20 protein-coding genes are annotated in these 22,354 nt (G+C 66.6%); 12 read left to right on the top strand and 8 right to left on the bottom strand.

The features are described from left to right. Positions 1-6 precede the first annotated feature (6 nt). Positions 7-1,122 (top strand): protein-glutamate methylesterase/protein-glutamine glutaminase, encoded by a 1,116-nt coding sequence (locus LRH25_RS13945; RefSeq protein ID WP_231011383.1) that lies wholly within the window; start codon positions 7-9, stop codon positions 1,120-1,122. A 345-nt stretch (positions 1,123-1,467) separates the two neighbouring features. Here the strand turns inward: LRH25_RS13945 and LRH25_RS13940 are convergent, their stop codons facing one another. The 6 genes from LRH25_RS13940 to LRH25_RS13915 all read right to left on the bottom strand — a co-directional run bounded on the left by LRH25_RS13940 (position 1,468) and on the right by LRH25_RS13915 (position 7,564). Continuing rightward, positions 1,468-2,703, bottom strand: a complete 1,236-nt coding sequence (locus LRH25_RS13940; RefSeq protein ID WP_141288367.1) for a hypothetical protein — start codon at positions 2,701-2,703, stop codon at positions 1,468-1,470. A gap of 153 nt (positions 2,704-2,856) precedes the next feature. Further along, the gene (hemW, locus tag LRH25_RS13935) at positions 2,857-4,173 is read right to left on the bottom strand and encodes a radical SAM family heme chaperone HemW (protein ID WP_141288368.1); all 1,317 of its coding nucleotides are present in this window, start codon (positions 4,171-4,173) and stop codon (positions 2,857-2,859) included. A gap of 9 nt (positions 4,174-4,182) precedes the next feature. Further along, positions 4,183-4,815 (bottom strand): non-canonical purine NTP pyrophosphatase, encoded by a 633-nt coding sequence (locus tag LRH25_RS13930; protein WP_141288369.1) that lies wholly within the window; start codon positions 4,813-4,815, stop codon positions 4,183-4,185. A gap of 22 nt (positions 4,816-4,837) precedes the next feature. Continuing rightward, positions 4,838-5,578: a ribonuclease PH gene (gene rph / locus LRH25_RS13925; RefSeq protein WP_141288370.1), complete on the bottom strand. Its 741-nt coding sequence runs from the start codon at positions 5,576-5,578 to the stop codon at positions 4,838-4,840. 73 nt (positions 5,579-5,651) lie between these two features. Beyond that, entirely contained in the window at positions 5,652-6,563 is a 912-nt protein-coding gene (locus tag LRH25_RS13920) for a PP2C family protein-serine/threonine phosphatase (RefSeq protein WP_141288371.1), read from the bottom strand. 32 nt (positions 6,564-6,595) lie between these two features. Continuing rightward, positions 6,596-7,564: a serine/threonine protein kinase gene (locus tag LRH25_RS13915; RefSeq protein ID WP_141288372.1), complete on the bottom strand. Its 969-nt coding sequence runs from the start codon at positions 7,562-7,564 to the stop codon at positions 6,596-6,598. 30 nt (positions 7,565-7,594) lie between these two features. Between LRH25_RS13915 and LRH25_RS13910 the strand changes: the two genes are divergently transcribed. Next, positions 7,595-8,521, top strand: coding sequence for a YicC/YloC family endoribonuclease (locus tag LRH25_RS13910; protein WP_231011381.1), 927 nt, complete (start codon positions 7,595-7,597; stop codon positions 8,519-8,521). Between the two features lie 246 nt (positions 8,522-8,767). On the opposite strand, the gene LRH25_RS13905 is transcribed toward LRH25_RS13910, so the two are convergent. After that, positions 8,768-9,019, bottom strand: coding sequence for a hypothetical protein (locus tag LRH25_RS13905; RefSeq protein WP_141287653.1), 252 nt, complete (start codon positions 9,017-9,019; stop codon positions 8,768-8,770). A gap of 511 nt (positions 9,020-9,530) precedes the next feature. Here LRH25_RS13905 and LRH25_RS13900 point away from each other — a divergent pair. Continuing rightward, positions 9,531-11,459 carry a hypothetical protein gene (locus tag LRH25_RS13900; protein WP_141287652.1) on the top strand — a complete coding sequence of 643 codons (1,929 nt, stop codon included), beginning with the start codon at positions 9,531-9,533 and terminating at the stop codon, positions 11,457-11,459. 160 nt (positions 11,460-11,619) lie between these two features. Beyond that, positions 11,620-11,916, top strand: a complete 297-nt coding sequence (locus tag LRH25_RS13895) for a hypothetical protein (protein WP_231011429.1) — start codon at positions 11,620-11,622, stop codon at positions 11,914-11,916. Between the two features lie 281 nt (positions 11,917-12,197). On the opposite strand, the gene LRH25_RS13890 is transcribed toward LRH25_RS13895, so the two are convergent. Further along, complete coding sequence (locus LRH25_RS13890; protein WP_141287651.1) at positions 12,198-12,947, bottom strand: FadR/GntR family transcriptional regulator; 750 nt, start codon at positions 12,945-12,947, stop codon at positions 12,198-12,200. A gap of 198 nt (positions 12,948-13,145) precedes the next feature. Here LRH25_RS13890 and LRH25_RS13885 point away from each other — a divergent pair, with 198 nt between their 5' ends. The 8 genes from LRH25_RS13885 to LRH25_RS13850 all read left to right on the top strand — a co-directional run bounded on the left by LRH25_RS13885 (position 13,146) and on the right by LRH25_RS13850 (position 22,352). Continuing rightward, positions 13,146-14,705, top strand: a complete 1,560-nt coding sequence (locus LRH25_RS13885) for a sugar ABC transporter ATP-binding protein (RefSeq protein WP_141287650.1) — start codon at positions 13,146-13,148, stop codon at positions 14,703-14,705. Then, entirely contained in the window at positions 14,702-15,685 is a 984-nt protein-coding gene (locus LRH25_RS13880; RefSeq protein WP_141287649.1) for an ABC transporter permease, read from the top strand. Before LRH25_RS13885 ends, LRH25_RS13880 begins: the two co-directional genes overlap by 4 nt. A 62-nt stretch (positions 15,686-15,747) precedes the next feature. Beyond that, positions 15,748-16,689 (top strand): ABC transporter substrate-binding protein, encoded by a 942-nt coding sequence (locus LRH25_RS13875; RefSeq protein ID WP_141287648.1) that lies wholly within the window; start codon positions 15,748-15,750, stop codon positions 16,687-16,689. A 48-nt stretch (positions 16,690-16,737) separates the two neighbouring features. After that, positions 16,738-17,754: an aldo/keto reductase gene (locus LRH25_RS13870; protein ID WP_141287647.1), complete on the top strand. Its 1,017-nt coding sequence runs from the start codon at positions 16,738-16,740 to the stop codon at positions 17,752-17,754. Further along, positions 17,751-18,587: an amidohydrolase family protein gene (locus LRH25_RS13865; RefSeq protein WP_231011379.1), complete on the top strand. Its 837-nt coding sequence runs from the start codon at positions 17,751-17,753 to the stop codon at positions 18,585-18,587. Before LRH25_RS13870 ends, LRH25_RS13865 begins: the two co-directional genes overlap by 4 nt. Before the next feature lie 8 nt (positions 18,588-18,595). Further along, positions 18,596-19,606 (top strand): zinc-binding alcohol dehydrogenase family protein, encoded by a 1,011-nt coding sequence (locus tag LRH25_RS13860; RefSeq protein WP_141291865.1) that lies wholly within the window; start codon positions 18,596-18,598, stop codon positions 19,604-19,606. A 10-nt stretch (positions 19,607-19,616) separates the two neighbouring features. Then, positions 19,617-20,774, top strand: a complete 1,158-nt coding sequence (locus LRH25_RS13855; RefSeq protein WP_231011378.1) for a mannitol dehydrogenase family protein — start codon at positions 19,617-19,619, stop codon at positions 20,772-20,774. A gap of 39 nt (positions 20,775-20,813) precedes the next feature. After that, positions 20,814-22,352, top strand: coding sequence for a D-arabinonate dehydratase (locus LRH25_RS13850; protein WP_141286987.1), 1,539 nt, complete (start codon positions 20,814-20,816; stop codon positions 22,350-22,352). Positions 22,353-22,354 lie beyond the last annotated feature (2 nt).

Here is a 22,354-nt window from a genome sequence, read left to right as displayed (position 1 = left end):
CGATGAATGACAAAGACCCGAGTGGTGGTGGTGGATGACTCCGCCCTGGTGCGCAGCCTGCTCACCGAAATCATCAACCGCCAGACCGACATGGAATGCGTCGGTTCGGCGGCAGACCCGTTTGCCGCGCGCGAGATGATCCGCGCGCTGAACCCCGACGTCATCACGCTGGACGTCGAAATGCCTCGCATGGACGGGCTGGATTTCCTGTCCAAGCTGATGCGCCTGCGGCCGATGCCCGTGGTGATGGTCTCCACGCTGACCGAGCGCGGCGCCGAGGTCACGCTCAAGGCACTGGAGCTCGGCGCGATCGACTTTGTCGCCAAGCCCAAGATCGGCATTGCCGATGGCCTGAAGCAACTGGCTGAAGAAATCACGGACAAGGTGCGCATCGCCGCCAAAGCCCACATCAAGCGCCTGGTGACGCCGCCGCCTGCCGCGCCCGCCGGCGCGCTCGCCACAGGTGGTGCCGGCGCCCTCGCCGCTGCACCGCGCCCGCCCGCGCCGCTGCTGGGCCGGCTGTCGACCGAGAAACTGATCTTCATCGGCGCCTCCACCGGCGGCACCGAGGCCACCAAGGAAGTGCTGGTCAACCTGCCGCCGGACTCGCCGGCCGTGGTCATCACCCAGCACATGCCGCCCGGCTTCACGCGCAGCTATGCCGCTCGGCTGGACGGCCTGTGCAAGATCCGCGTCAAGGAAGCGGCGGACGGCGAACGCATCCTGCCCGGCCACGCCTACATCGCGCCAGGCGGCCTGCACCTCAGCGTCGAACGCTCAGGCGCCAACTACATCGCCCGCGTGCGCGACGGCGAGCCGGTCAACCGCCACAAGCCTTCGGTCGAAGTGCTGTTCGAATCCGCGGCCCGCGTGGTCGGGCAGAACGCCTTCGGCATCATGCTGACCGGCATGGGCGCCGACGGTGCCCGCGCAATGAAAACCATGCGCGACGCCGGCAGCTTCAACATCTGCCAGGACGAAGCGACCTGCGTGGTCTTCGGCATGCCACGCGAAGCCATCAACCACGGCGCCGCCGATGAGGTTCTACCGCTGAACCAGATTGCCAGTCACTTGATGGACAAGTTGCGGCAGACGCACGGGGCCTTGTTGAACCGGGTCTAACGGCTGGCCGTTCGCTGCGGTCTTCAGTTCCCTACGGAATTCGGCAAGACCTGTGCTCGACAGTCAAATGAGCTGGGCGCAGAACTCGCCACAACGAAGCATCACCAGCAGCCCCAACAGCGTGTCGCGGCAACGCGCGGGATTGCTCGGGCAACACCCCTGTCCGTCAGTCGATCGAATTTCTTTTCCCAAATTCGATTCAGCACCGTCTCACCACGGAAGGCTCGGGGAGTTGCGACACCGCGGCGCGAACAAGGCGCGGAACGCGCGCAACCGGTTTAATTTCTACCACCTTCGAGCGGCAGTCGCAGCACTGGGCGCGAACGCTCACCAAGCCAAACAGAGTTACGCTGCCAGCGCCTCTTCATTCCAATAATAAATTTTACCAATCCAATCCGGGTACTTTGCAGAGACCGTCGGAGGGATTCCACCATTCCAATCTGTGAGCTGTGCTTCCGATATTCCGGCAGAGGTGGCCTTCAACTCTGCAACATCATACTGCTCCGGCACCACCAAGATGATATTCTTGGCAATTCGCTTAGCTTCCAAGAAACATTCCTTCTGATAGGGCAAAAGGTGGTGGAACACGCGTAAAGCTACAAACACATCATAATGTTTGTCCTTGAACGGCCAGGGAAAGGTGCGCGCATCGTGCAAAAACGTCGGCCGAAAACCGGGGTAGTTCCACTTCTCCGCATAGTCGATGGTGTCACTACCCTTCACCAAAGACACCCCCATGGTTCCCATCTCGAGCACCTTGTTGGGAGCACTTGGTTTGGAAAGGCGGATGAAATCGGTGGCAGTCTTGTGGTAATCCCAACGGGCCGCCGCATTACGCCAATGACCGCTTGAAGCAGCTTTGGTGGCAGCGAGGTATCCGTCAAAATCAATGTATTCGATCATCAACGTTCTTTCAAGTAATTCATTCAGATAAAGGGAAACCACTTGGCGCACCTGTTCCGGATCCATCGCCATCGGATCAACATGCCGAACTCTGAGCTCCAAAAAGCGCCGATGGACAAAAACCACTCTTACAGGGATGCGGTCAATTTTCAAAAGCTTAGCAGCGGCCAAACGGTGTCGACCATCCAAGAACAGCAGATCCCCTTGCTCGCCTATGCCGATCTTGATCTCATGGTTGATACCGACGGATGAATGGTAATTCGTCCCAAATATTTGCAAATCGGAGTTCTGGTCGCCCAACCTTGAAGCAATCGTACGCTGGTCCAGAAAACCATGCGTCTGCATAGATCTGTAAAGCGCACGAACCTCTCCGTTAAGACGCTCCTTCAAGGCGTCTGTGGTCGTGCAGTTCCAAAGCGGACGTCCTGCCTCAATTAGTTTCTTATTGTATTTGAACCATTCCGTCGAATGCCACGGCTCGCCTCGCCGAAATACCGCCTCAAAGGCACGGTAGACCATACCGTCCTCAAACAACGGACCGATCCCGATGTCCTCGATTGCGGCGACCTGTTCAAACGAGTTCACTTTGCCCCAGTTGTCGGAGCCAAAGGCACGCGGGCTCAGCGGGCTCTCACGTACGGGCGCCGAGAAATGGATGTAGTAGACCGCTGCACACATGCGTTATCTTAGTTGGAACTTCCAAGTCCTTGACCGATTCTGACATCTCGCGGTCATCACAGTGCCGCCCTCCGCGGCATTTCGTGCCAGTCGATGCCCTCCTTTACGCGCATACCGCTGGTTCACACAACGAGACGCCCGCCTTGCGCCGACTCACAGAAACAAGCTCTGCAAATCGCTGAGAAAGTCGAACCCACGCGCCGTCGGGCGCAGCAGCGGCCCGGTCTCCGCTTGCACCTGCTCCAACAGACCCTTGGCCTTTGCCAGCTGCAGGCCAGCCGCGATGGCTGACGGCGGCAGCCCCGTGCGCTCGGTGAACAGCGCCGGCTCGAAGCCGTGGCGCAGCCGCAGCAGGTTCAGCATGAACTCGAAGGGCAGCGCCTTGCGGCTGACTTCCTCCTCGTTGGACACGGCGCGGCCGGCCAGCGCTTCGCGCATGTAGGCAGCCGGCTCGCGCCACTTGACCTGGCGGACCACGCGGTGCGGGAAGCTGAGCTTGCCGTGGGCACCGGCGCCCAGTCCCAGGTAGTCACCGAACTGCCAGTAGTTCAGGTTGTGGGTGCAGCGGTGGCCGGGGCGGGCATAGGCCGAGACTTCGTAGCGGTCCATGCCGGCGGCGGCCAGCGTGTCGGTCACCTGGTCCAGCATCGCGGCGCTGGTGTCGTCGTCGGGCAGCACCGGTGGGCGGCTGGCAAAGACGGTGTTGGGCTCCAGCGTCAGGTGGTAGAGCGACAGGTGCGGTGGATTGAACTGCAGCGCGGTGCGCAGGTCGGCGGCCAGCTCGGCCTGGGTCTGGCCGGGCAGCGCGTACATCAGGTCAAGGTTGAAGGTGCCAAAGGTGGCCGCGGCTTCTTCGACGGCGGCCAGCGCCTGCGCACTGTCGTGCACGCGGCCCAGGGCCTTCAGCTTGTCGTCATTGAAGCTCTGCACGCCGATGGACAGGCGCGTGACACCGGCCTGATGGAAGGCGCGGAAGCGGTCCTTCTCGAAGGTGCCAGGGTTGGCCTCCATCGTGACCTCGCAGCCGGGCTGCAACGGCAGCAGTTGGCGCAAGTCGCTCAGCAGGCGGGCAATGGCGTCGGGCGAGAACAGGCTGGGCGTGCCGCCACCGATGAAGATGGAGTGCACGCTGCGACACCAGACCAGCGGCAGGCTGGCTTCGAGGTCGGCGCGCAGCGCATCAAGGTAGCGAGCCTCGGGCAACGCGTTGAGAGGTTCGGCGCCGGGCCGCCCCAAGCCGAACGCTCCCCCTTGGGGGGGCGACGCCGCAGGCGTCTTGGGGGCCCACTCATGCGAGTTGAAGTCGCAATAGGGGCACTTCTTTAAACACCACGGTAGATGCACGTAGATCGACAGCGGCGGCGGCGCGCCCAGCTGCAGTGTGCCGGCGCGCAGGAAGCGCTGCGCGGCACTGGCGCCATCGGGCACCGGGCCCTGGCTTTCGGCGGGATGGATCGGCGGCAAGGACATGCGCAGGACTCAACCGAGTTGCCAGGCGCTTCGCATCAGCGCGAGCATCTGCCCGGCAGCCAATGCGCGATGGCTATGGGCGTTCTTGACGCCAGCGTCGAGCATCGCCACGCTGCGGCCCAGCGCCGGGATGAACATCAGCGGGTCGTAGCCAAAACCGCCCTCGCCTTGCGGCGCGGTGAGGATCTCGCCCTCCCAGCGACCGAAGGCGATCAGAGGCTCGGGGTCGTCAGCCGAGCGCAGTGCGACCAGCGCGCAGACGAAGCGGGCACGGCGGTCGGTCACGCTGTGCAGGCGCTGCAGCAGCAACTGGTTGTTCGCGGCATCCTGAAAGACACGCTGCGCCTCGCGTTCGGTACCGGGCAACACGTTCACCGGCGCAAAAACGGCGCTTTGCACGCCCGGGTGGCCACCCAGCGCGTCCACGCACAAGCCGGAGTCGTCCGACATCGCCGCGCAGCCAGTGGCCGCCGCGGCATGCCGCGCCTTGGCCAGTGCGTTTTCGATGAAGGTGTGGTGCGGCTCCTCGGCCTCGCTCACGCCCAGCGAACCCTGGGTGACGAGTTCGATTGCCCGCGGCGCGAACAGGCCACCCAGCTCCTTCAGCTTCTTTGCATTGTTGGATGCCAACACCAGCCGCATGCCGCGCTCCTCTGCCCGATGGTCAGCGCTTGACCAACGGCGCAGCCAGCGCGACCTGCTGCAGGCGCACCAGCTCGGCAATGCCGTCGCCGGCCAGTTGCATCAGTTGGTCCATCTCGGCGCGGCTGAAAGCAGCCCCTTCGGCCGTGCCCTGGATCTCGACAAAGCCACCAACGCCTGTCATCACGACGTTCATGTCGGTGTCGCAGGCCGAGTCCTCGATGTATTCCAGGTCCAGCAGCGGCGTTCCTTCGACGATGCCGACCGAGATCGCCGCGACCGCGGTGCGGATCGGCGAAGTCGTCAGCTTGCCCTGGGCCAGCAGCAGGTTGACGGCATCCTGCGCGGCGACAAAGGCGCCGGTGATGGCTGCAGTGCGGGTGCCGCCATCGGCCTGCAGCACGTCGCAGTCCAGCGTGATGGTGCGCTCGCCCAGGGCCTTCAGGTCGAACACGCAGCGCAGCGAACGACCAATCAGGCGCTGGATTTCCTGCGTGCGGCCGCTCTGCTTGCCGCGTGCGGCCTCACGGTCGCTGCGGGTGTGCGTGGCGCGCGGCAGCATGCCGTATTCGGCCGTGACCCAGCCCTCGCCGCTGCCGCGCTTGTGCGGCGGCACCCGCTCTTCAACCGACGCTGTGCACAGCACCTGCGTGCGGCCGAACTCGATCAGCACCGAGCCTTCGGCATGGCAGGTGAAGCCCCGGGTGATGCGCACCGGGCGCAGGGCATTGGCGGCGCGGCCGCTGGATCGTTCGTAGCTCATGGGCAAAACCTGTCGGAGAAAACAAGAAGCCGCCGCCGGCAAGCGGCGGCAGCGGCAAGCAGTGTGGGCCGGGTCAGCGCGGCTTGCGCGATGAACGCTGGATGGCCTCGTTGATCTCGCGGATCGAGCGTTCTATCTCGGCTTCGTCGAGGTCACCGGTGTTGCTGTCGCTGAGCGTGGCCTGGATGGTCGAGGCAAACACGTCTTCGCCGAGAGAACGCGTGGAGATGCCCACCGTGGTGTCGCGATCTTCAACCGCCTCCCATTCGACCGCCAGCGCAGTGACGTTGTCCCCATGCGTGCCACCATTGCGCAGCGCCTGCTCGACCATCTCGGGCACGGCGTCCTGCAAGGGCCGGTTGCTCAGGATGTTGACGATCTCATCGTCGGTGACGGTGCTCCACAAGCCGTCGGAGCAGACGACGATGCGGTCACCGGGCTGCAACATGATGGGGCCGGCCGTGTCGACCACCGGCTTGCCGGGGCTGCCCAGGCAGGTGAACAGCACCGAGCGGTTGAAGCGTGCATCGATGGGCACCACGTGGGCCAACGTTTCCTGCAGCTCGGTGTACGAATGATCGCGGGTGCGCTGCATCAGCTTGCCGCCGCGCACCAGGTAGAGCCGCGAATCGCCGCAGTGCGCCCAGTAGGCCGCATTGCCCTGGATCACGCAGGCGACGACCGTGGTGCGCGGTGTGTCGACCAACGAGCGCTCGGTCGCGTAGCGCAGCAGTTGGTGATGGCCGGCCAGCAGCGCATCCTGCAGGAAGCGCAGCGGGTTTTTCAGCGAAGGCTTGGCTTCCCGCTGGAAGGCGGCAGCCAGGGTCTGCAGGGCGAGCTGCGAAGCCACCTCGCCCTCGGGGTGTCCACCCATGCCATCGGCCAGTGCAAACAAGCCGGAATCCCGCGTGTAGCAATAGCCCATGCGGTCTTCGTTCTTCTCGCGCCCCCCCTTGCGGCTGATCTGATAGACAGAAAAGCGCATCGGGCTTCCGGATCCTGTGTAGACGCTGCGGCTCACGGTCTGGCACCCGTCTTGAGGTTTTCAATCTGCAGCTTCAGCCTTTCGGTGAAGCCCAGCGAGGTGTAGCGCCGCTCGGTCTCACGCGACAGCTCTTTCTGCAGCGAGAACACGCTTTGCGGGCGCGACAGCGGGTCCAGCGACATGCACCACTCGGTCACCTCGATGAGGTTGTCGGAATAGGTGTTGCGCATGCGCGAGAGCGACAGCGGCAGGCGGTCCTTGTCGATGCGCTGCGGCGCGTCGTTCGGCGGATAGCCCTGCATGCAGGCGTAGATGCAGGCACCAATCGCGTAGATGTCGGTCCACGGGCCCAGCGAGCCGTCGCGGCGGTACATCTCGGGCGCGGCAAAGCCTGGCGTGTACATCGGCCGGATGAAGTTGCCTTCCTTGGACAGCACTTCGCGCGCGGCACCGAAGTCCAGCAGCACCGCCTTGTTGTCGTTGGTGATGAAGATGTTGGCCGGCTTGATGTCCAGGTGCAGCATCTTGTGCTGGTGCACGATGCGCAGGCCGCGCAGGATCTCGTCGAACAGGCTGCGGATGGTCGACTCGCGGAAGACCTTCTCGCGCTTGAGGTCCCGTGCGGTGACGATGAAGTCCTGCAGCGTGTCGCCCTGCAGGTAGTTCATCACCATGTACACGGTTTCGTTTTCGCGGAAGAAATTCAGCACAGAAACCACGCTGGGGTGAGAGATCTGCGCGAGCGAGCGGCCTTCTTCGAAGAAGCTCTTCAGGCCCAGCCGGTACAGCGGCTGCTTCTCGGGTTTGACGCGGGGAATGAGCTCACCAGCGGCGCGTTCGGCCAGCGAAGCGGGCAGGTATTCCTTCAGGGCCACCAGGTGGCGGCTGTCGTCTTCGGCGAGGTAAACCACGCCAAAGCCGCCGGCCGCCAGCTTCTTGATAATCTGGTAGCCACCAACCACGGTGCCCGCGGGCAACGGGGAGGGCTTGGGCTTTGACATAATCGGGGTTTTGCTTCCTGCAAAAGCTTCATGGCAGTTTACAGCATGACCGGCTTCGCTAGCGCGAGTGCCAGCCCGGTGTCAGACGTCGAAACCGCCCTACCCGGCATTACCGTGGAGATCCGCACGGTCAACAGCCGTTTCCTGGACATTGCCTTTCGATTACCGGACGAATTGCGCCAGCTGGAGCCCGCGATGCGCGAGCTGCTGGTGGCCGGTTTGCGCCGCGGCAAGGTGGAGTTGCGCGCTGCGCAGGGCCGCGCCGCCGAAGAAGGCTTGCCCCAGCCCAGCCCCGAACAGTTGAACCGGCTCAGCCGGCTCGAAACCTCGGTTCAGGCCTGGCTGCCAAAGGCACCGCCACTGTCGGTGCACGAGGCCTTGCAGTGGTGCCGCAGCGCCGGCAGCAGCGCCCCCGGCCCGGCCCGGCTGGACGAGCTTGCCCTGCAGGCCGCCCGCGCCGCCATCGAAAGCCTGAAGGACGCCCGCGCCCGTGAAGGCGACCGGCTGGTCGCGATCCTGATGGAGCGCATCGTCAAGCTGCGCGAACTGGCCGCCCAGGCCGGCCCGCTGGTGCCTGCCGTGGTGCAGAAGCAGCAGCAGCGCTTCCTGGAACGCTGGACCGAAGCGTTGGCCGCGGCCGACAGCAGCACCGGCGGCAACGCCAGCGTGTCGGCAGAGTCGGCCCGCGACCGGGCGCTGAACGAAGCCGCGGCATTCGCGATCCGCATCGACGTGGCCGAAGAACTCTCGCGCCTGAATGCCCACCTGGACGAGATCGAACGCCTGCTCAAAGCCGGTGGCGAGCTGGGCAAACGGCTGGACTTCCTGATCCAGGAACTGCACCGCGAAGCCAACACGCTGGGCTCGAAATCTGCCGCGCTGGAACTGACCGGCATCTCGGTCGAGATGAAGGTGCTGATCGAGCAGATGAGAGAACAGGTGCAGAACATTGAGTGAGGTTTCGGGGCTGACATAGGCCAACGTCTCGCTACGGGCGTTGTCCCAGCCAGTTGCCCCGCCGGCTCATGGAGGCTGTGATGCCGTGCTCGGCCAACCTGGCTGGCGTGCTGGCTGTCGGTGGTCACCTTGAAGCGCCGCTGGCGAACGCGTTGCAGTGCCGCCTCCCAGCTCTTCTCCAACTGTGCCGCAATCAGCCGCTTGTCTGGATCGCACGCGGCATATCGTCGCTCGGCAAGCCCGGCCTCACGGCGCGCCTGCTGCAGTTCGAGGTCCCCAGATGCGTTGCTGATCGGCCTGAGATTCCATGTGCCTCCGTTGCGCTTCCAGGGCTGCGTCGATCGAGAGCGGCTCGGCAACACGCAACAGCTCATGCGTGATCGCTGCATCGGGGCGGCGACCGGCGAACATGAAGCAGCGCGGCATGGCGAGCGCGAAGTTGGGCCAATCACAGCGGTAGACCGCCTGCGGAATCCGGCCGGCATACGCCACCGTCAACCATCGCCCGCAGTGACCGCAGCACAACATGCCTGCGAGCAAGGCCTGCCGACCACGGCCTGACTTTTACACCATCCGCTCGGCTGTAGGCATTGGCAGCGAGCTGCTTCTGGTCGCGCTCAAACTCCGCCCAGCCGACGTAGGCTTCGTGGTGGCCCTTGAGCACCTTTCCGGCCAAGGTCTTGGTGCCGAGAGCGCAGCCGCGACACATTAGGGGTATTCTCAGAATTTCTCTGGAAATTTCTTGCAACCGTCTTGAGCCCGCTCTATCCTGATCTGACACGCACTTGACACGTCATTGACACGCCGCCGACCCGAGGGCGACACCGACAGAAACACCTGCGCCGCTCCGCAGAACCTGGGTCAGCGCCGTCGGACACCCATGCCAGCGTCGAGTTCTTCGCCAGCCTGGCAGGCAGGCGAAGACCTTGGGCAATGCGGCGGGCTTCCAAATCAACATCGTGCCTTGGCAACACACGCCTGAGCATCCCCCACACGGAGTCTTTTGGTCATGAACAGAACTTTCATGCGACCCGCTGCCATTGCGCTGGCGTTGGCCGCCTCCAGTTCTTGGGTCCACGCCAAGGTGGCCGAGATCGAACCCAACAATCGCTGCGCCGCCGCGCAATCCATCGGAGCCGCGCCCGGCGTGTCGGTGAGCGGAGAGATCATCGCCGGCGATGTGGACTTCTTCCGCGTGACCGCGACACCAGGCAAGCTGCTGCAGGTCAATCTGTCGGCGGCGCTGGGGGGTGGCGGCACGCTGGCAGACAGCATCGTCGGCGTGTTCGACAGCAACTGCCAGCAGATCAGCCAGAACGACTATGCGGGACCGGACATGGACTCGCGTGCGCTGTTCAGGGTACCGGCCGATGGCACCGTCATCTTCGCCGCGGCGGGCTTTCCCGATTTCTCGTTCACCGGCAATCCCAGCGAGCTGGGCACCTATTCGCTGAAGGTGGTCAAGCCGCAACCGCCTTACGTCACCGGCACGGTGAAGGATGCGGTGACCGGCCTCCCGCTGCCCGTGGGCGTCGGTCCCGTCACGCTGCGCCACTGCGACGGTCCAGGCTACGACATCTGCCAGACCGAGCTGATGACGCTGCCCGTGGCCGCCGACGGCAGTTTCGCGCTGTCGCTGTCCGGCATTGACACCGGCTACTACCAGCTCAGCACCTCGCCGACCGGCTACGTCACCACCTACGGCACGCCATTCCACTACGACGGGCCGGACACCGTGTTCAAGGAGGCGCTGAAGGCCAAGCTGGCGCCGGTGAGCGTGACTTCACCGACCAACTGCACCCGGGCCACCGACGGCGGTGACTGCGAGTACACCGTCACGCTCACCAACATCACGGCCAACACGATCGACGCGGACGTGTGGACCATGGTCAGTGCCAACATGAGCGGCGGCCCCTATGGCACCGCGACCTTCATGAGCGGCACGGCGCTTTACACCCCGGCCCACGTGCAACTGGCCCCTGGCGCCTCCACAACCGTCACGCAGTTGCTGCCCATCGCCGGCGCGCCTACCGGCATCCTGAGCCAAGGCACGGTGTATGTGAGCAAGGCCGGCAAGCCGCTGGCCACGCTGGGCCAGCTCTTCTTCGGCTTCACCGTGACGCCCGAGGGCGCCACCGGCATGACGGAGGCGCAGTTCGCCCAGCGCACGCAAGGCCAGGCCTTGCGCATGCAGGCCAGCCGCCAGACCAGGCAGAGCGCGCAGGCCGCCGCTCCGGCGCCCCAGCTCAGCTTCCGCGGCTCGCTGCTGAACGCGGAAACCGGCCAGCCGGTCACCGATCCGGCACCGCCTTACGTCAACCTCTACCTGTGCATGGCCCCTGGCTACGCGCTGTGCACCGGCTACTTGAAGAGCGTGCAGGTCGGGCTGGACGGCAACTTCAGCATGGACATGCGCCGCGCGCCGGCCGGGCGTTACCAGTTCTGGGCCATGGGCATTCCGGGCTTCGACATCGGCTACTCGGCCGCGTTCGATTACGACGGCAAGGCCGCCCCGGCGGCGGTGAACTTCACGGTGCCGCCCAAGCACATAGTGATCGCCAACATCACCGCCTGCAGCAACAGCGACGCACTGCCTGCAGGCAGCAAGTGCAGCTACGGCTTCGACTTGCGCAACACCGGCACGACGACGCGCACCCTGGCGTTCTGGACCTCGGACAACGTGCTGCCCACCGGCTCGCCGAACAACAACACCAGCTTCGCCGTGCCGGGCGACGGTGGCCAGGCGCAAACACTGGTCACGCTGCAGCCGGGCGAGACGCGCCACATCTCCAAGGGGCTGCCGCAGGTCACCAAGCTGCCCGTCGGCGCGCACCTGTACCCGTCGCTGTGGCTGTCCACGCCCGACAAGCCCTTTGAGATCTGGGCCTCCGACTGGGTCCCGACCGTGAACGCCGTGCCGGCCGCAGGTCAGCCCTGAAAACCCGGCCCTCTCAAGCGCGCTGAGCGCGCCCCGCCGGCATGCCAGCATTGGCCGATGACCTGTCAGTCGAGCTCGGGCACAGCTACCGTGAGGGGCGGCCACCACCGCTGGCCAGGCTGGCTGACCCGGATCTCTCAAGCCAAGCCAGGTTCGCTCGATGTTCCACAAGGGGTGCTCGCCAGACAACGCCGCGTGCGAGGGCTTAAACCGCCCACCCGCCCGCCCTGCACGTCGCCGCATCACGTCCACGAATGCTGACCTGTCGTCATCTCGACCTCCAAGCTGGCTTCAGTTCGGCGATCAGGCGGGCGGCGATGGCCATGCGGTGTCGAACGTCGGCGGTCAACGACCGAAGGCTGGCGCGCTAGGGTTCGAACTGCTCTCCAGGCACATGCCCGACCAACCGCAGAAAGGCGTTCAGATCGGCGGACAGGGCGGCACGCCGATCGGTTGAGCCCTCAGTGCCGCCATGGCAATGGCATGGTCAGCTTGCCTTCCAGGAGAGCGCCGACGTAGGCACCACAGTCACGCGATCACGCATCTCCGTGCCCATCCGCCGACCGCCGCGCTGGTTTTTTTCGATCGCTGCGTCTTCGGATCTGTCGGACCATTCAGGCACCTCAGTTCGAAGAAGCGGCGCAGCTTGGCCAGACGACATCGCTCGGCAACGCCAGCTGCTGATGGCCGGTTTGGCTGCCGGTCGCGCGCATGGTCAACATCGTGCGCTCTCGCGTATCACGCGGAATCCTTGTCGGGGACGTTCATCAGCGGCGTGGGTTCGTGTGCCGCGGAGGGCTCGGCGAGCCAGCGCTCCTGCGACGCCCGCAAATGCGTGAACATTGCAGCGGCCGCCGCCTGGGGGTCGCGCGCCTCCAGCGCGTGGTACACGGCTTCGTGTTCCTGCAGCGCGGTGGTCCAGGTGTGCACGTTCTCGGACCGTCCGCGCATGTGCGACGAGATCGGACTGTGGCGACCGTCGAACAGCTCGCCGACCAGCCGCACCAGCACCGAGTTGCCCCCCATCTCGGCGATGCTCAGATGGAAGCGCCGGTCTGCGTCGACCGGTGTGCGCCCGCGTGCGTGCTCGCGTCGCATCGCCCGCAGGCTCTCCGCCACGCGGTCGAGACCGGCACGCGTGGCGCGAGCCGCGGCCAGCGTGATCACGGCGCCTTCGAGTGCGGCGCGCGCCTGCATCAGCTCGATGGCACTTTCGCCGAGCGCCGGCGTGCCGTGCTCGATGGTGGCAGGCGGCGCGCAAACATAGACGCCCGAGCCCATGCGGATCTCGACGCGACCGTCGATTTCAAGCGCGATCAGGGCCTCGCGGAGGGACGGCCGCGAGACGCCCAGTTGCAGCGCGAGTTCGCGCTCCGGCGGCAGCCGCGAACCGACGCTGAACGCGCCGTCCTGGATGACGGCGCGGATCCGGTCGGCCACCTGCTGGTACGACCTGCGCGCATCGACGGTACGGGAAGAGGAAGGCATTCAAAAAGCTTGTGAAAGGAATTGGCCTGACCAGCGGCGGGAAGCGCCGCCACCCGGGCGCAGGCACGACGCGCCTACGCCAGTCTCGCTCACTGCACAGCGGGGCCAGGATGGGGTTTTTACTGGTCAGGCCAATTCGTTTTTGTGGCAAATTGGCTTTACCAATTCTCAAGCCTTCGATTTTTCCTGACCTCGCTGATGTCTTCCCCTGGTTCGTCCGTGCCGCCGCCGCTGCTCCAACTGAGCGGCGTGACAAAGCGCTTCCTCAACGTCACCGCGCTCGCCGGCGTCAGCTTCGACGTCCGGCGCGGCGAGGTCCACGCCGTCTGCGGCGAGAACGGTGCCGGCAAGTCGACGCTGATGAAGGTCATCAGCGGCATGTATGCGCCCGACGAAGGCCAGCTCCGTTTCGAAGGCGAAGAGATGCGCTTCGGCTCTACGCAGGCGGCGCGGGCCAAGGGCATCGTGATGATCCACCAGGAGCTGAACCTGGTGCCGCACTTGGATGTGGCGGAAAACATCTTCCTGGGACGCGAACCGCGGCGGGGACCATTTGTCGACCGCGCCCGGCAACGCGCCGGCGCGCAGGCCTGCCTCGACCGGCTGGGCGTCGCGATCCGGCCCGATGCGCCGGTGGCAAGCCTGTCGGTCGCCCAACAGCAGATGGTCGAGATTGCCAAGGCGCTGTCCATGAACGCCGAGCTGCTGATCATGGACGAGCCGACCTCTTCGCTCACGGACACCGAGACCGCGCAGCTGTTCAAGGTGATCCACGAACTCAAGCGCGCTGGCGTCGGCATCGTCTACATCTCGCACCGGCTGGACGAGATGGCCGAGATCGTCGACCGCGTCACGGTGCTGCGCGACGGTCGCTACGTGGCGACCATGGATCTGGCGGCCACGTCCATCGACGAGATCGTCTCGCTGATGGTCGGCCGCGCCCTCGACGACAAGTTTCCAGCGGCGACACGCCAACGCGGCAGCGAGACCGTGCTGGCGGTGCGCGGCTTGCGCCGCAAGGGCGCGTTCGGCCCCGTCGACTTCGACCTGCGACGCGGCGAGATCCTGGGCTTTGCCGGACTGATCGGCGCCGGGCGCACGGAGGTCGCTCGCGCGGTGTTCGGCGCCGACCCGGTCGATGCCGGAGAGGTGCTGCTGCACGGCCGCAAGCTGGACATCCGCTCGCCCATTGACGCGATCCGCCATGGCATCGCCTACCTGTCCGAAGACCGCAAGGCGCACGGGCTGGCGGTGAAGATGACGGTCGCCCAGAACGTCACGCTGGCCAACATGCGGGCCGTCTCCGGCAACCTTGGCTTCATCCGCTTCGCCGACGAGACGGCTGCGGCGCGCCGCTACATCGAAGCGCTGGGCATCCGCACGCCGTCGGCCGACCAGGTCGCCAGGTTGCTCTCTGGGGGCAACCAGCAGAAGGTGGTCATCGCGAAATGGCTGTTCCGCGATTCCCGCGTCATCTTCTTCGACGAACCCACGCGCGGCATCGACGTGGGCGCCAAGTACGCGATCTACGAACTCATGGACAAGCTCGCCGCAGACGGCATCGGCGTGGTGCTGATCAGCTCGGAGCTGCCGGAGATCCTCGGGCTCACCGACCGGGTCTGCGTCTTCCATGAAGGCTCGCTGACCAAGATCCTGGAAACGCGCGCCACCAGCCAGGAAGAAATCATGCACCACGCCTCCGTGCGTTCGTCGGCAACGGCGGCGCACGCTCCCACGCTCCAGACCACTGCACCATGAACGACAGACAGAAGGATCTCATCCAGAAATTTGCAGCGCTGGCGGGCCTGCTGGTGCTTGTGGTCGTGTTCTCGACCACAAGCAACTCGTTCTTCACGCTTGGCAACGGCATGACCGTCGCGCTGCAGGTCACCTCCATCGTCTATCTCGGCATCGGCGCGACCTACGTGATCCTGACCGGCGGCATCGATCTGTCGGTGGGCTCGATCCTGGCGTTGTCGGGCGTCGTCGCAGCGCTTGCCGTGAAGGCCGGCATGTCAGTGCCGCTGGGCATGACGCTGGGCATCGCGGTGGGCGCACTGTGCGGCGCGATCAACGGGCTGCTGGTGACGCGGCTGAAGCTGCCGCCGTTCATCGCAACGCTGGGCATGATGCTCGTGGCGCGTGGCGTCGCGCTGCAGATCACGGGTGCGCGCGCCATCTCGGGCCTGGGCGACGCCTTCGGCGAGCTCGGCAACGGCTCGCTGTGGCGCGTGGTCAAGCTCGATGCAAGAGGCTTTCCGGACGTGGTCTTCCCCGGCATCCCCTACCCGGTGCTGCTGATGATCGTGCTGGCGGTGATCGCCAGCATCCTGCTGACCCGCACCACGCTGGGCCGCCACATCCACGCGGTGGGCTCCAACGCAGAGGCAGCGCGGCTGTCGGGCGTCAACGTCGGGCGGGTCGTGATGTTCGCCTATGTGGTGTCCGGCGCACTCGCCGGCCTCACCGGCTGCGTCCTGATGTCACGCCTGGTCACCGCGCAGCCCAACGAGGGTGTGATGTACGAGCTTGACGCGATCGCCAGCGCGGTGATCGGTGGCACCTCGCTGATCGGCGGGGTCGGCACGATCTCCGGAACCATGATCGGCTCGTTTGTCATCGGCATCCTGCGCAACGGCTTGAACATGAACGGCGTCTCGGCGTTCACCCAGCAAATCATCATCGGCCTGGTCATTCTTCTGACCGTCTGGATCGACCAGATGCGCAATCGCCGATGACGTTGCCCCGGCCGCAAGGCCTTCTCGAACCGCCCCACCACAACATCGACAGGAGACAGACCATGAACCGCAGACTTCCCCGCTTCCTGCTGCTCGGCTCGCTCGCGCTCGCATCCATTGGCGCTTGCGCCGGCGAGATCGCCGTGATCGTCAAGACCACCAACTCCAACTTCTGGCAGAACGTCAACAAAGGCGCTGACGCCGCGATCAAGGAGGGCAAGGGCCACACCATGACGTTTTCAGGTCCGGCCTCCGAATCGGCCGTGGCCGACGAGGTGAACCTGGTCGAGAACGCCGTCAACCGCAAGGTCGCCGGCATCCTGCTCGCCGCCTCCGACCCCGACGCACTGGTCCCCGCACTCAAGAAGGCCTGGGAAGCCAAGATCCCGGTGGTGTTGATCGACTCGATGGTGTCGGATGCCGGCAAGGCCTACTACCAGTCCTTCCTGGCCACCGACAACAAGGCTGCCGGCGAAATGTGCGCCAAGGAAATGATCGCCAAGGTCGGCACCACCGGCAAGGTCGCCATCATGTCCTACGTCGCAGGTGCCGGCTCCGAGATCGGCCGCGTCGGCGGTTTCAAGGAATACCTCCAGGCGCATTCGAAGCTGCAGGTCGTCGGCCCGTTCTACTCCCAGTCGCAGATGGCGACCGCACTCAACCAGACGACGGACGTGCTGGCCTCCAATGCGGACCTCAAGGGCATCTTCGGCGCCAACGAGCCCACCGCCGTCGGCATGGGCCGCGCGCTGGTGCAAAGCGGCAAGTCCGGCAAGGTCGTCGCCATCGGTTTCGACGGCAACGAGGACCTGCAGAAGTTCGTGCGCGACGGCACGCTCGAGGCCACCGCCGTGCAGAGTTCGTACCAGATGGGCTACCTCGGCGTGAAGACGCTGGCCGACGTGATCGCCGGCAAGCAGGTGCCCAAGTTCCGCGACACCGGCGTGGTGCTGGTGACCCGCGGCAACGTCGACAAGCCCGAAGCAAAGAACGTCCTTTATTGACCCGCAGGTCCGGGCGCGCGCCGCGTGCCCGGACCGGATGCCATCGCCATGCAAGCAAGCGCTCTTCGACCCATTGCCGGCGGCCGCCTCGCACTCAGCGCGCTCGGCCTGGGCACCGCCGCCCTCGCAGGGCTCTACACACCGGTGAGCGCGCACGACGCCGAAGAGACGCTGGCACAGGCCTGGGAGGCCGGGCTGCGCTACTTCGACACCGCGCCGTTCTACGGCTACACGCGAAGCGAGCGGCGGGTCGGCGCCTTTCTGGCCGAACGCCCGCGCGACGCGTTCGTGCTCGGCACCAAGGTCGGTCGGCTGATGCGGCCGGACCCGGGCGTCGCGCCGCTGGACGATGGATGGGCAAATCCGCTGCCATTCCGTCCCGTCTTCGACTACAGCCGCGACGCGATCCTGCGCTCGGTCGAGGACAGCCTGCAGCGCCTGGGACTCGCCCGCATCGACATGCTGCTGGTGCATGACATCGGCCGCATGACCCATGGTGACCGGCACGACAGGCACTGGGAGGCGCTGACCCGCGGCGGCGGCTTCCGCGCGCTGGAGGAACTGCGCGCCGAGGGCCGGGTGGCCGCCATCGGCCTTGGCGTCAATGAGTCTGCGGTGGCGCGCGACGCGATGGGCGAAGTCCATCTGGACTGCACGCTGCTCGCAGGCCGCCACACCTTGCTGGAGCAAGGCGCGCTGGGCTTTCTCGACCAGTGCGCGAAGGCCGGCACCGCGATCATCGTCGGCGGGCCATTCAATTCGGGCCTGCTGGCCGGGCAGGCGAAATTCGACTACGCGGACGCACCGCCGTCCGCGCTCTCTCGCGCGGCAGCGCTGCGCGCAGCCTGCGCAGAATTCGACGTGCCGCTGGAGGCCGCCGCACTCCAGTTCCCGCTGGCGCATCCTGCCGTCGCCGCGGTGCTCTGCGGCATGCGCAGCGCCGAGCAGGTGCGGCAGAACGTCGCCTGGTTCGAACGCGCCATCCCCACGGCCTTGTGGGACGCCCTGCGCGAACGCGGGCTTGTCGACCCGCAGTCGCCCTGCCCCGTCGGGAGCGCCGCATGAAGGTCGACGCGCATCAGCACTTCTGGCGCCTGGCCGATCGCGCCGGCGCCTGGCCGCCGGCGGAACTGCACGCCATCCACCGTGATTTCGGGCCGCAGGACCTCGCGCCGCTGCTGCGCGAGAACGGCATCGACGCGACGGTGCTGGTGCAGTCGCTGCCAACCGCGCAAGACACCGCCTTTCTTCTCGAAACCGCGCGCAACACCGACTTCGTGCGCGGCGTGGTCGGCTGGGCCGACCTGAAGGCCGCCGACGCGGTCCACACCATCGAGGCGCTCGCCGGGGACCCGCTGCTCAAGGGCCTGCGCCCGATGCTGCAGGACCTGCCCGAAGACGACTGGATTGCCGACCCCGCGCTGGCGCCTGCCGCTGGCGCGATGGCACGCCACGGCCTGGTGTTCGACGCGCTGGTGATGCCGCGGCACCTCGCGGCGCTGCACGCCTTCGCCGCCGCCCATCCGACGCTCGCCATCGTCGTCGACCACGCTGCCAAGCCGTCCATCGCGCGCGGCACGCTCGAGCCGTGGCACACGGACATGGCACGCCTGGCCGCGCTGCCTCACGTGCATTGCAAGCTCTCCGGCCTGCTCACCGAGGCCGCCGCAGGTGCGGGGCGCGTGGCATTGCAGCCCTTCGTGCAGGCGGTGTGGACGCTGTTCGGTCCGCATCGGCTGCTGTGGGGCAGCGACTGGCCGGTGCTTCGGCTGGCAAGCGACTACACCGCATGGCGCGCAATGGCCGAAGCGCTGATCGACGCCGTCGATCCTGCGCCCTCGGACGCCGACCGCGCTGCGCTTTTCGGCGGCAATGCCGCTGCCCTCTACCGACTCTGAACCCCCTCATGCTCACCGTCCTCTGCGAAACCCCTGGCCGCCTCGTCGCCCAAGACCGCCCGCGCCCCGTGCGCCAGCCCGGCGAGGTGATGCTGCGCGTCAAGCGAGTCGGCATCTGCGGCACCGACCTCCACATCTTCACGGGCAACCAGCCTTACCTCAACTATCCGCGGGTGATGGGGCATGAGTTCTCCGGCATCGTCGAGGAGACCGATCCGGCAAGCCCGCTGCAGGTCGGCGATCCGGCGTATGTGATGCCCTACCTGTCCTGCGGCCACTGCATCGCCTGCCGGCAAGGCAAGACCAATTGCTGCACCGACATCCGGGTGCTCGGCGTGCACCGCGACGGCGCGCTGACCGAGCTGCTGTGCGTGCCTGCCGGATTCGTGCACGCTGCGACCGGTGTCAGCCTGGACCAGGCGGCGATGCTCGAATTCCTGGCCATCGGTGCGCATGCAGTGCGCCGTGGCGAGATCGTGGCCGGCCAGCGCGTGCTGGTGGCCGGCGCAGGTCCCATCGGGCTGGCCGTGATGCTGTTCGCCAAGCTGCGCGGCGCGAGTGTGACGGCGCTGGACACGCGGCGCGACCGCCTCGACTTCGCGACGACGCACCTGGGCGTTGACGCAGCGGTGCCGGTGGGTGACGGCGACACGGACGAACTGGCCCGGCTGACCGACAACGAGTTTTTCGACGCAGTGTTCGATGCCACCGGCAACGCCAAGGCCATGGAACGCGGATTCCGCTTCATCGCGCATGGCGGGCGCTATGTGCTGGTCTCCATCGTGCAGGGAGCCATCGCCTTCTCGGACCCTGAATTCCACAAGCGCGAGGCCACGCTGCTGAGCAGCCGCAACGCGACGACCGAGGACTTCGAGACGGTGCTCGCGGCCATGCGCGCAGGCCAGGTGCCCGACGCGGCACTGGCCACGCACCGGCTGGCGCTGGCGAACCTCCCTGCCCGCTTCGAGCGCCTGCTCGATCCGGCCGAGGGCGTCATCAAGGCCATCGTCGAATGCTGAGCGCCTGACGATGCCGCTCGGCCATCCCATCCTCCAGTTCGGCACCAGCCGCTTTCTGCAGGCGCATGTCGACCTGTTCGTGTCGCAGGCGCTGGACGCTGGCCAGGCGCTGGGCGGCATCACCGTCGTGCAGACGACAGGCAGTGCGCAGGGCGCGGCGCGTGTCGCGGCGCTGGCCGAGGGCCGCGCTTACCCGGTGCGGCTGCAGGGCCTGATGCACGGGCGGGAAGTCGATGAGTTGTGCCATTGCCATGCCGTGAAGGCGGCGCTGAGCACCACCACGCAGTGGCACCGTGTGCGCCGCGAGTTGGCCGAAGGTGCCGTGCAGGTCGTGGTTTCGAACACCGGCGACGCGGGCTGGCAACTCGCCGACGCGGACGGCCCCGGCCTTGCCGCGCCCGACGCCGCCGCGCCGCAGGCGTTTCCCGCCAAACTGCTGGTGCTGCTGCACGACCGCTGGCAGGCGCAACCGGAGGCTGCCCTCAGCCTGCTGCCATGCGAACTGGTGTCGCGCAACGGCGACCGCCTGCGCGAACTGGTCGCCGGCCTTGCCAGGGCCTGGCAACTGCCGGCGGCGTTCGAGGACTGGCTGCGCGGTCATCTGGTCTGGGGCAACTCGCTGGTCGACCGGATCGTGTCGGCGCCGCTGGAGCCGGCCGGGGCGATCGCGGAGCCCTATGCACTGTGGGCCATCGAGCGAACCGCCGGGCTGATCGTTCCCTGCCGCCATCCAGCCATCGTCCCGACCGATGCGCTCGACCGGTTCGAGCGGCTCAAGCTCTGGCTCCTCAACCTGGCGCACACGGTGCTCGCGGAGCTTTGGCTGCGCGAGGGCCAGCCGGCCGGACGCACGGTGCTGGAGGCCATGCATGTCGCCGCGTGGCGTCTGACGCTGGAAGGCGTGTGGACCGATGAGGTGCTGCCGGTGTTCGACGCCCTGGGTCAGGGCGGGGCTGCGCGCGCCTATCGGGACGAGGTTCGCGAGCGGCTGCTCAACCCGTTTCTTGCGCATCGCCTGGCCGACATCGCCGGCAACCACGACCAGAAGAAGGCGCGCCGCCTGGCGCCCGTGGTCGCGGCGGCCCGCGAGCACGCGCCGGCGCTTGCCCAACCCTGGCTCTGCGGCGCCCTCGCGTCGTCAGGCTCAACCAATCAGGATCCGTCATGAAACGAATGGGAAATGTGTCCGGCGGGGCGGAGGTGTGCCATGTCGACTGAGACCCAGGCTCCGGCGGTGCTGATGCTGCATCCGGACGACAACGTCGCCGTGGCCCGCGCCGTGCTGGTGGCGGGCGCGGTGATCGCGGTTCCGCGCGGCGGCGCGCTGGTGGCTCGCAACGAGATTCCCGCGGGCCACAAGATCGCGCTCGCTGACATCGCAGCGGGCACCGTGGTGCGCAAGTACGGCCAGGTCATCGGCAAGGCCACCGCGCCCATCGCCGCCGGCGAGCACGTGCACGTGCACAACCTGGACATGGGCGACTCCCATCCGCTGCACGGCATCGGCCACGCCTACGTGCCGACCCGGCCCGCGGAGGTGCCCGCCACCTTCGAGGGCTACCTGCGCGCAGACGGCGGTGTCGGCACGCGCAACTTTGTCGGCGTGGTGTCCAGCGTCAATTGCTCCGCGACGGTGTGCAAGGCCATCGAGAAGGCGTTCGCGGGCGCCGCGATGGCCGAGTGGCCGGGCGTGGACGGCGTCGTCGCGATCACCCACGGCGGCGGCTGCGGCCTGAGCGGACGCGGCGAGGGCATCGAGTTGCTGCAGCGCACGCTGCGCGGCTACGCAGCCCATGCCAACTTCGCGGCCGTGCTCATCATCGGGCTGGGCTGCGAGGTGAACCAGGTCGACGGCCTGGTCGACCCGCGGCTCGCGGCGATTCCCGGACGGCTGCGCACGATGACCATCCAGGACGCAGGCGGCACCCGCGAGGCCATCGCCAAGGGGGAGGCCATCGTGCGGGAAATGCTGGATCTCGCCGCCACCGCCCGCCGCACAACGCTGCCCGCGAGCCGGCTTGTCGTCGGCCTGCAGTGTGGCGGCTCGGACGGCTATTCGGGCATCAGCGCCAACCCCGCGCTCGGCGCTGCAGTCGACCTGCTCGTGCGCCATGGCGGCACCGCGATCCTGTCAGAGACGCCCGAGATCTACGGCGCCGAGCACCTGTTGACGGCGCGCGCCGCGCGGCCCGAGATCGCGGAACGCCTGATGGCCCGGCTGCGGTGGTGGGAGGATTACACCGGCAAGAACGGCGGCGACATGAACAACAACCCATCGCCCGGCAACAAGGCAGGCGGCATCACCACCATCCTCGAGAAGTCGCTCGGCGCCGTCGCCAAGGGCGGCAACACCGGGCTGATGGACGTGGTCGAGTACGCCGAGCCGGTCACCGCGCACGGGCTGGTGTTCATGGACACGCCGGGCTACGACCCGGTCTCGGCCACCGGCCAAGTCGCCGGCGGCGCCAACCTGATCTGCTTCACCACGGGCCGCGGCTCCACCTACGGCTGCAAGCCCACGCCGTCCATCAAGCTGGCCACCAACAGCACGATGTTCGAGCGCATGCGCCTGGACATGGACTTCAACGCCGGCGAGATCGTCGACGGCACGCTGGATGTCGCTCAGGCGGGCGAGCGCCTGTTCCAGCTCATGCTGGCCACGGCCTCGGGACAGCGCACGCTGAGCGAGCAGCACGACCTCGGCAACAACGAATTCGTGCCGTGGCAACTCGGAGCCGTGATGTGAGC

The sequence above is a fragment of the Ideonella azotifigens genome, from assembly GCF_021043325.1.
In the GTDB taxonomy this organism is placed as follows: Bacteria; Pseudomonadota; Gammaproteobacteria; order Burkholderiales; family Burkholderiaceae_C; genus Ideonella; species Ideonella azotifigens.
This window is presented reverse-complemented; position numbering and strand designations above follow the sequence as displayed.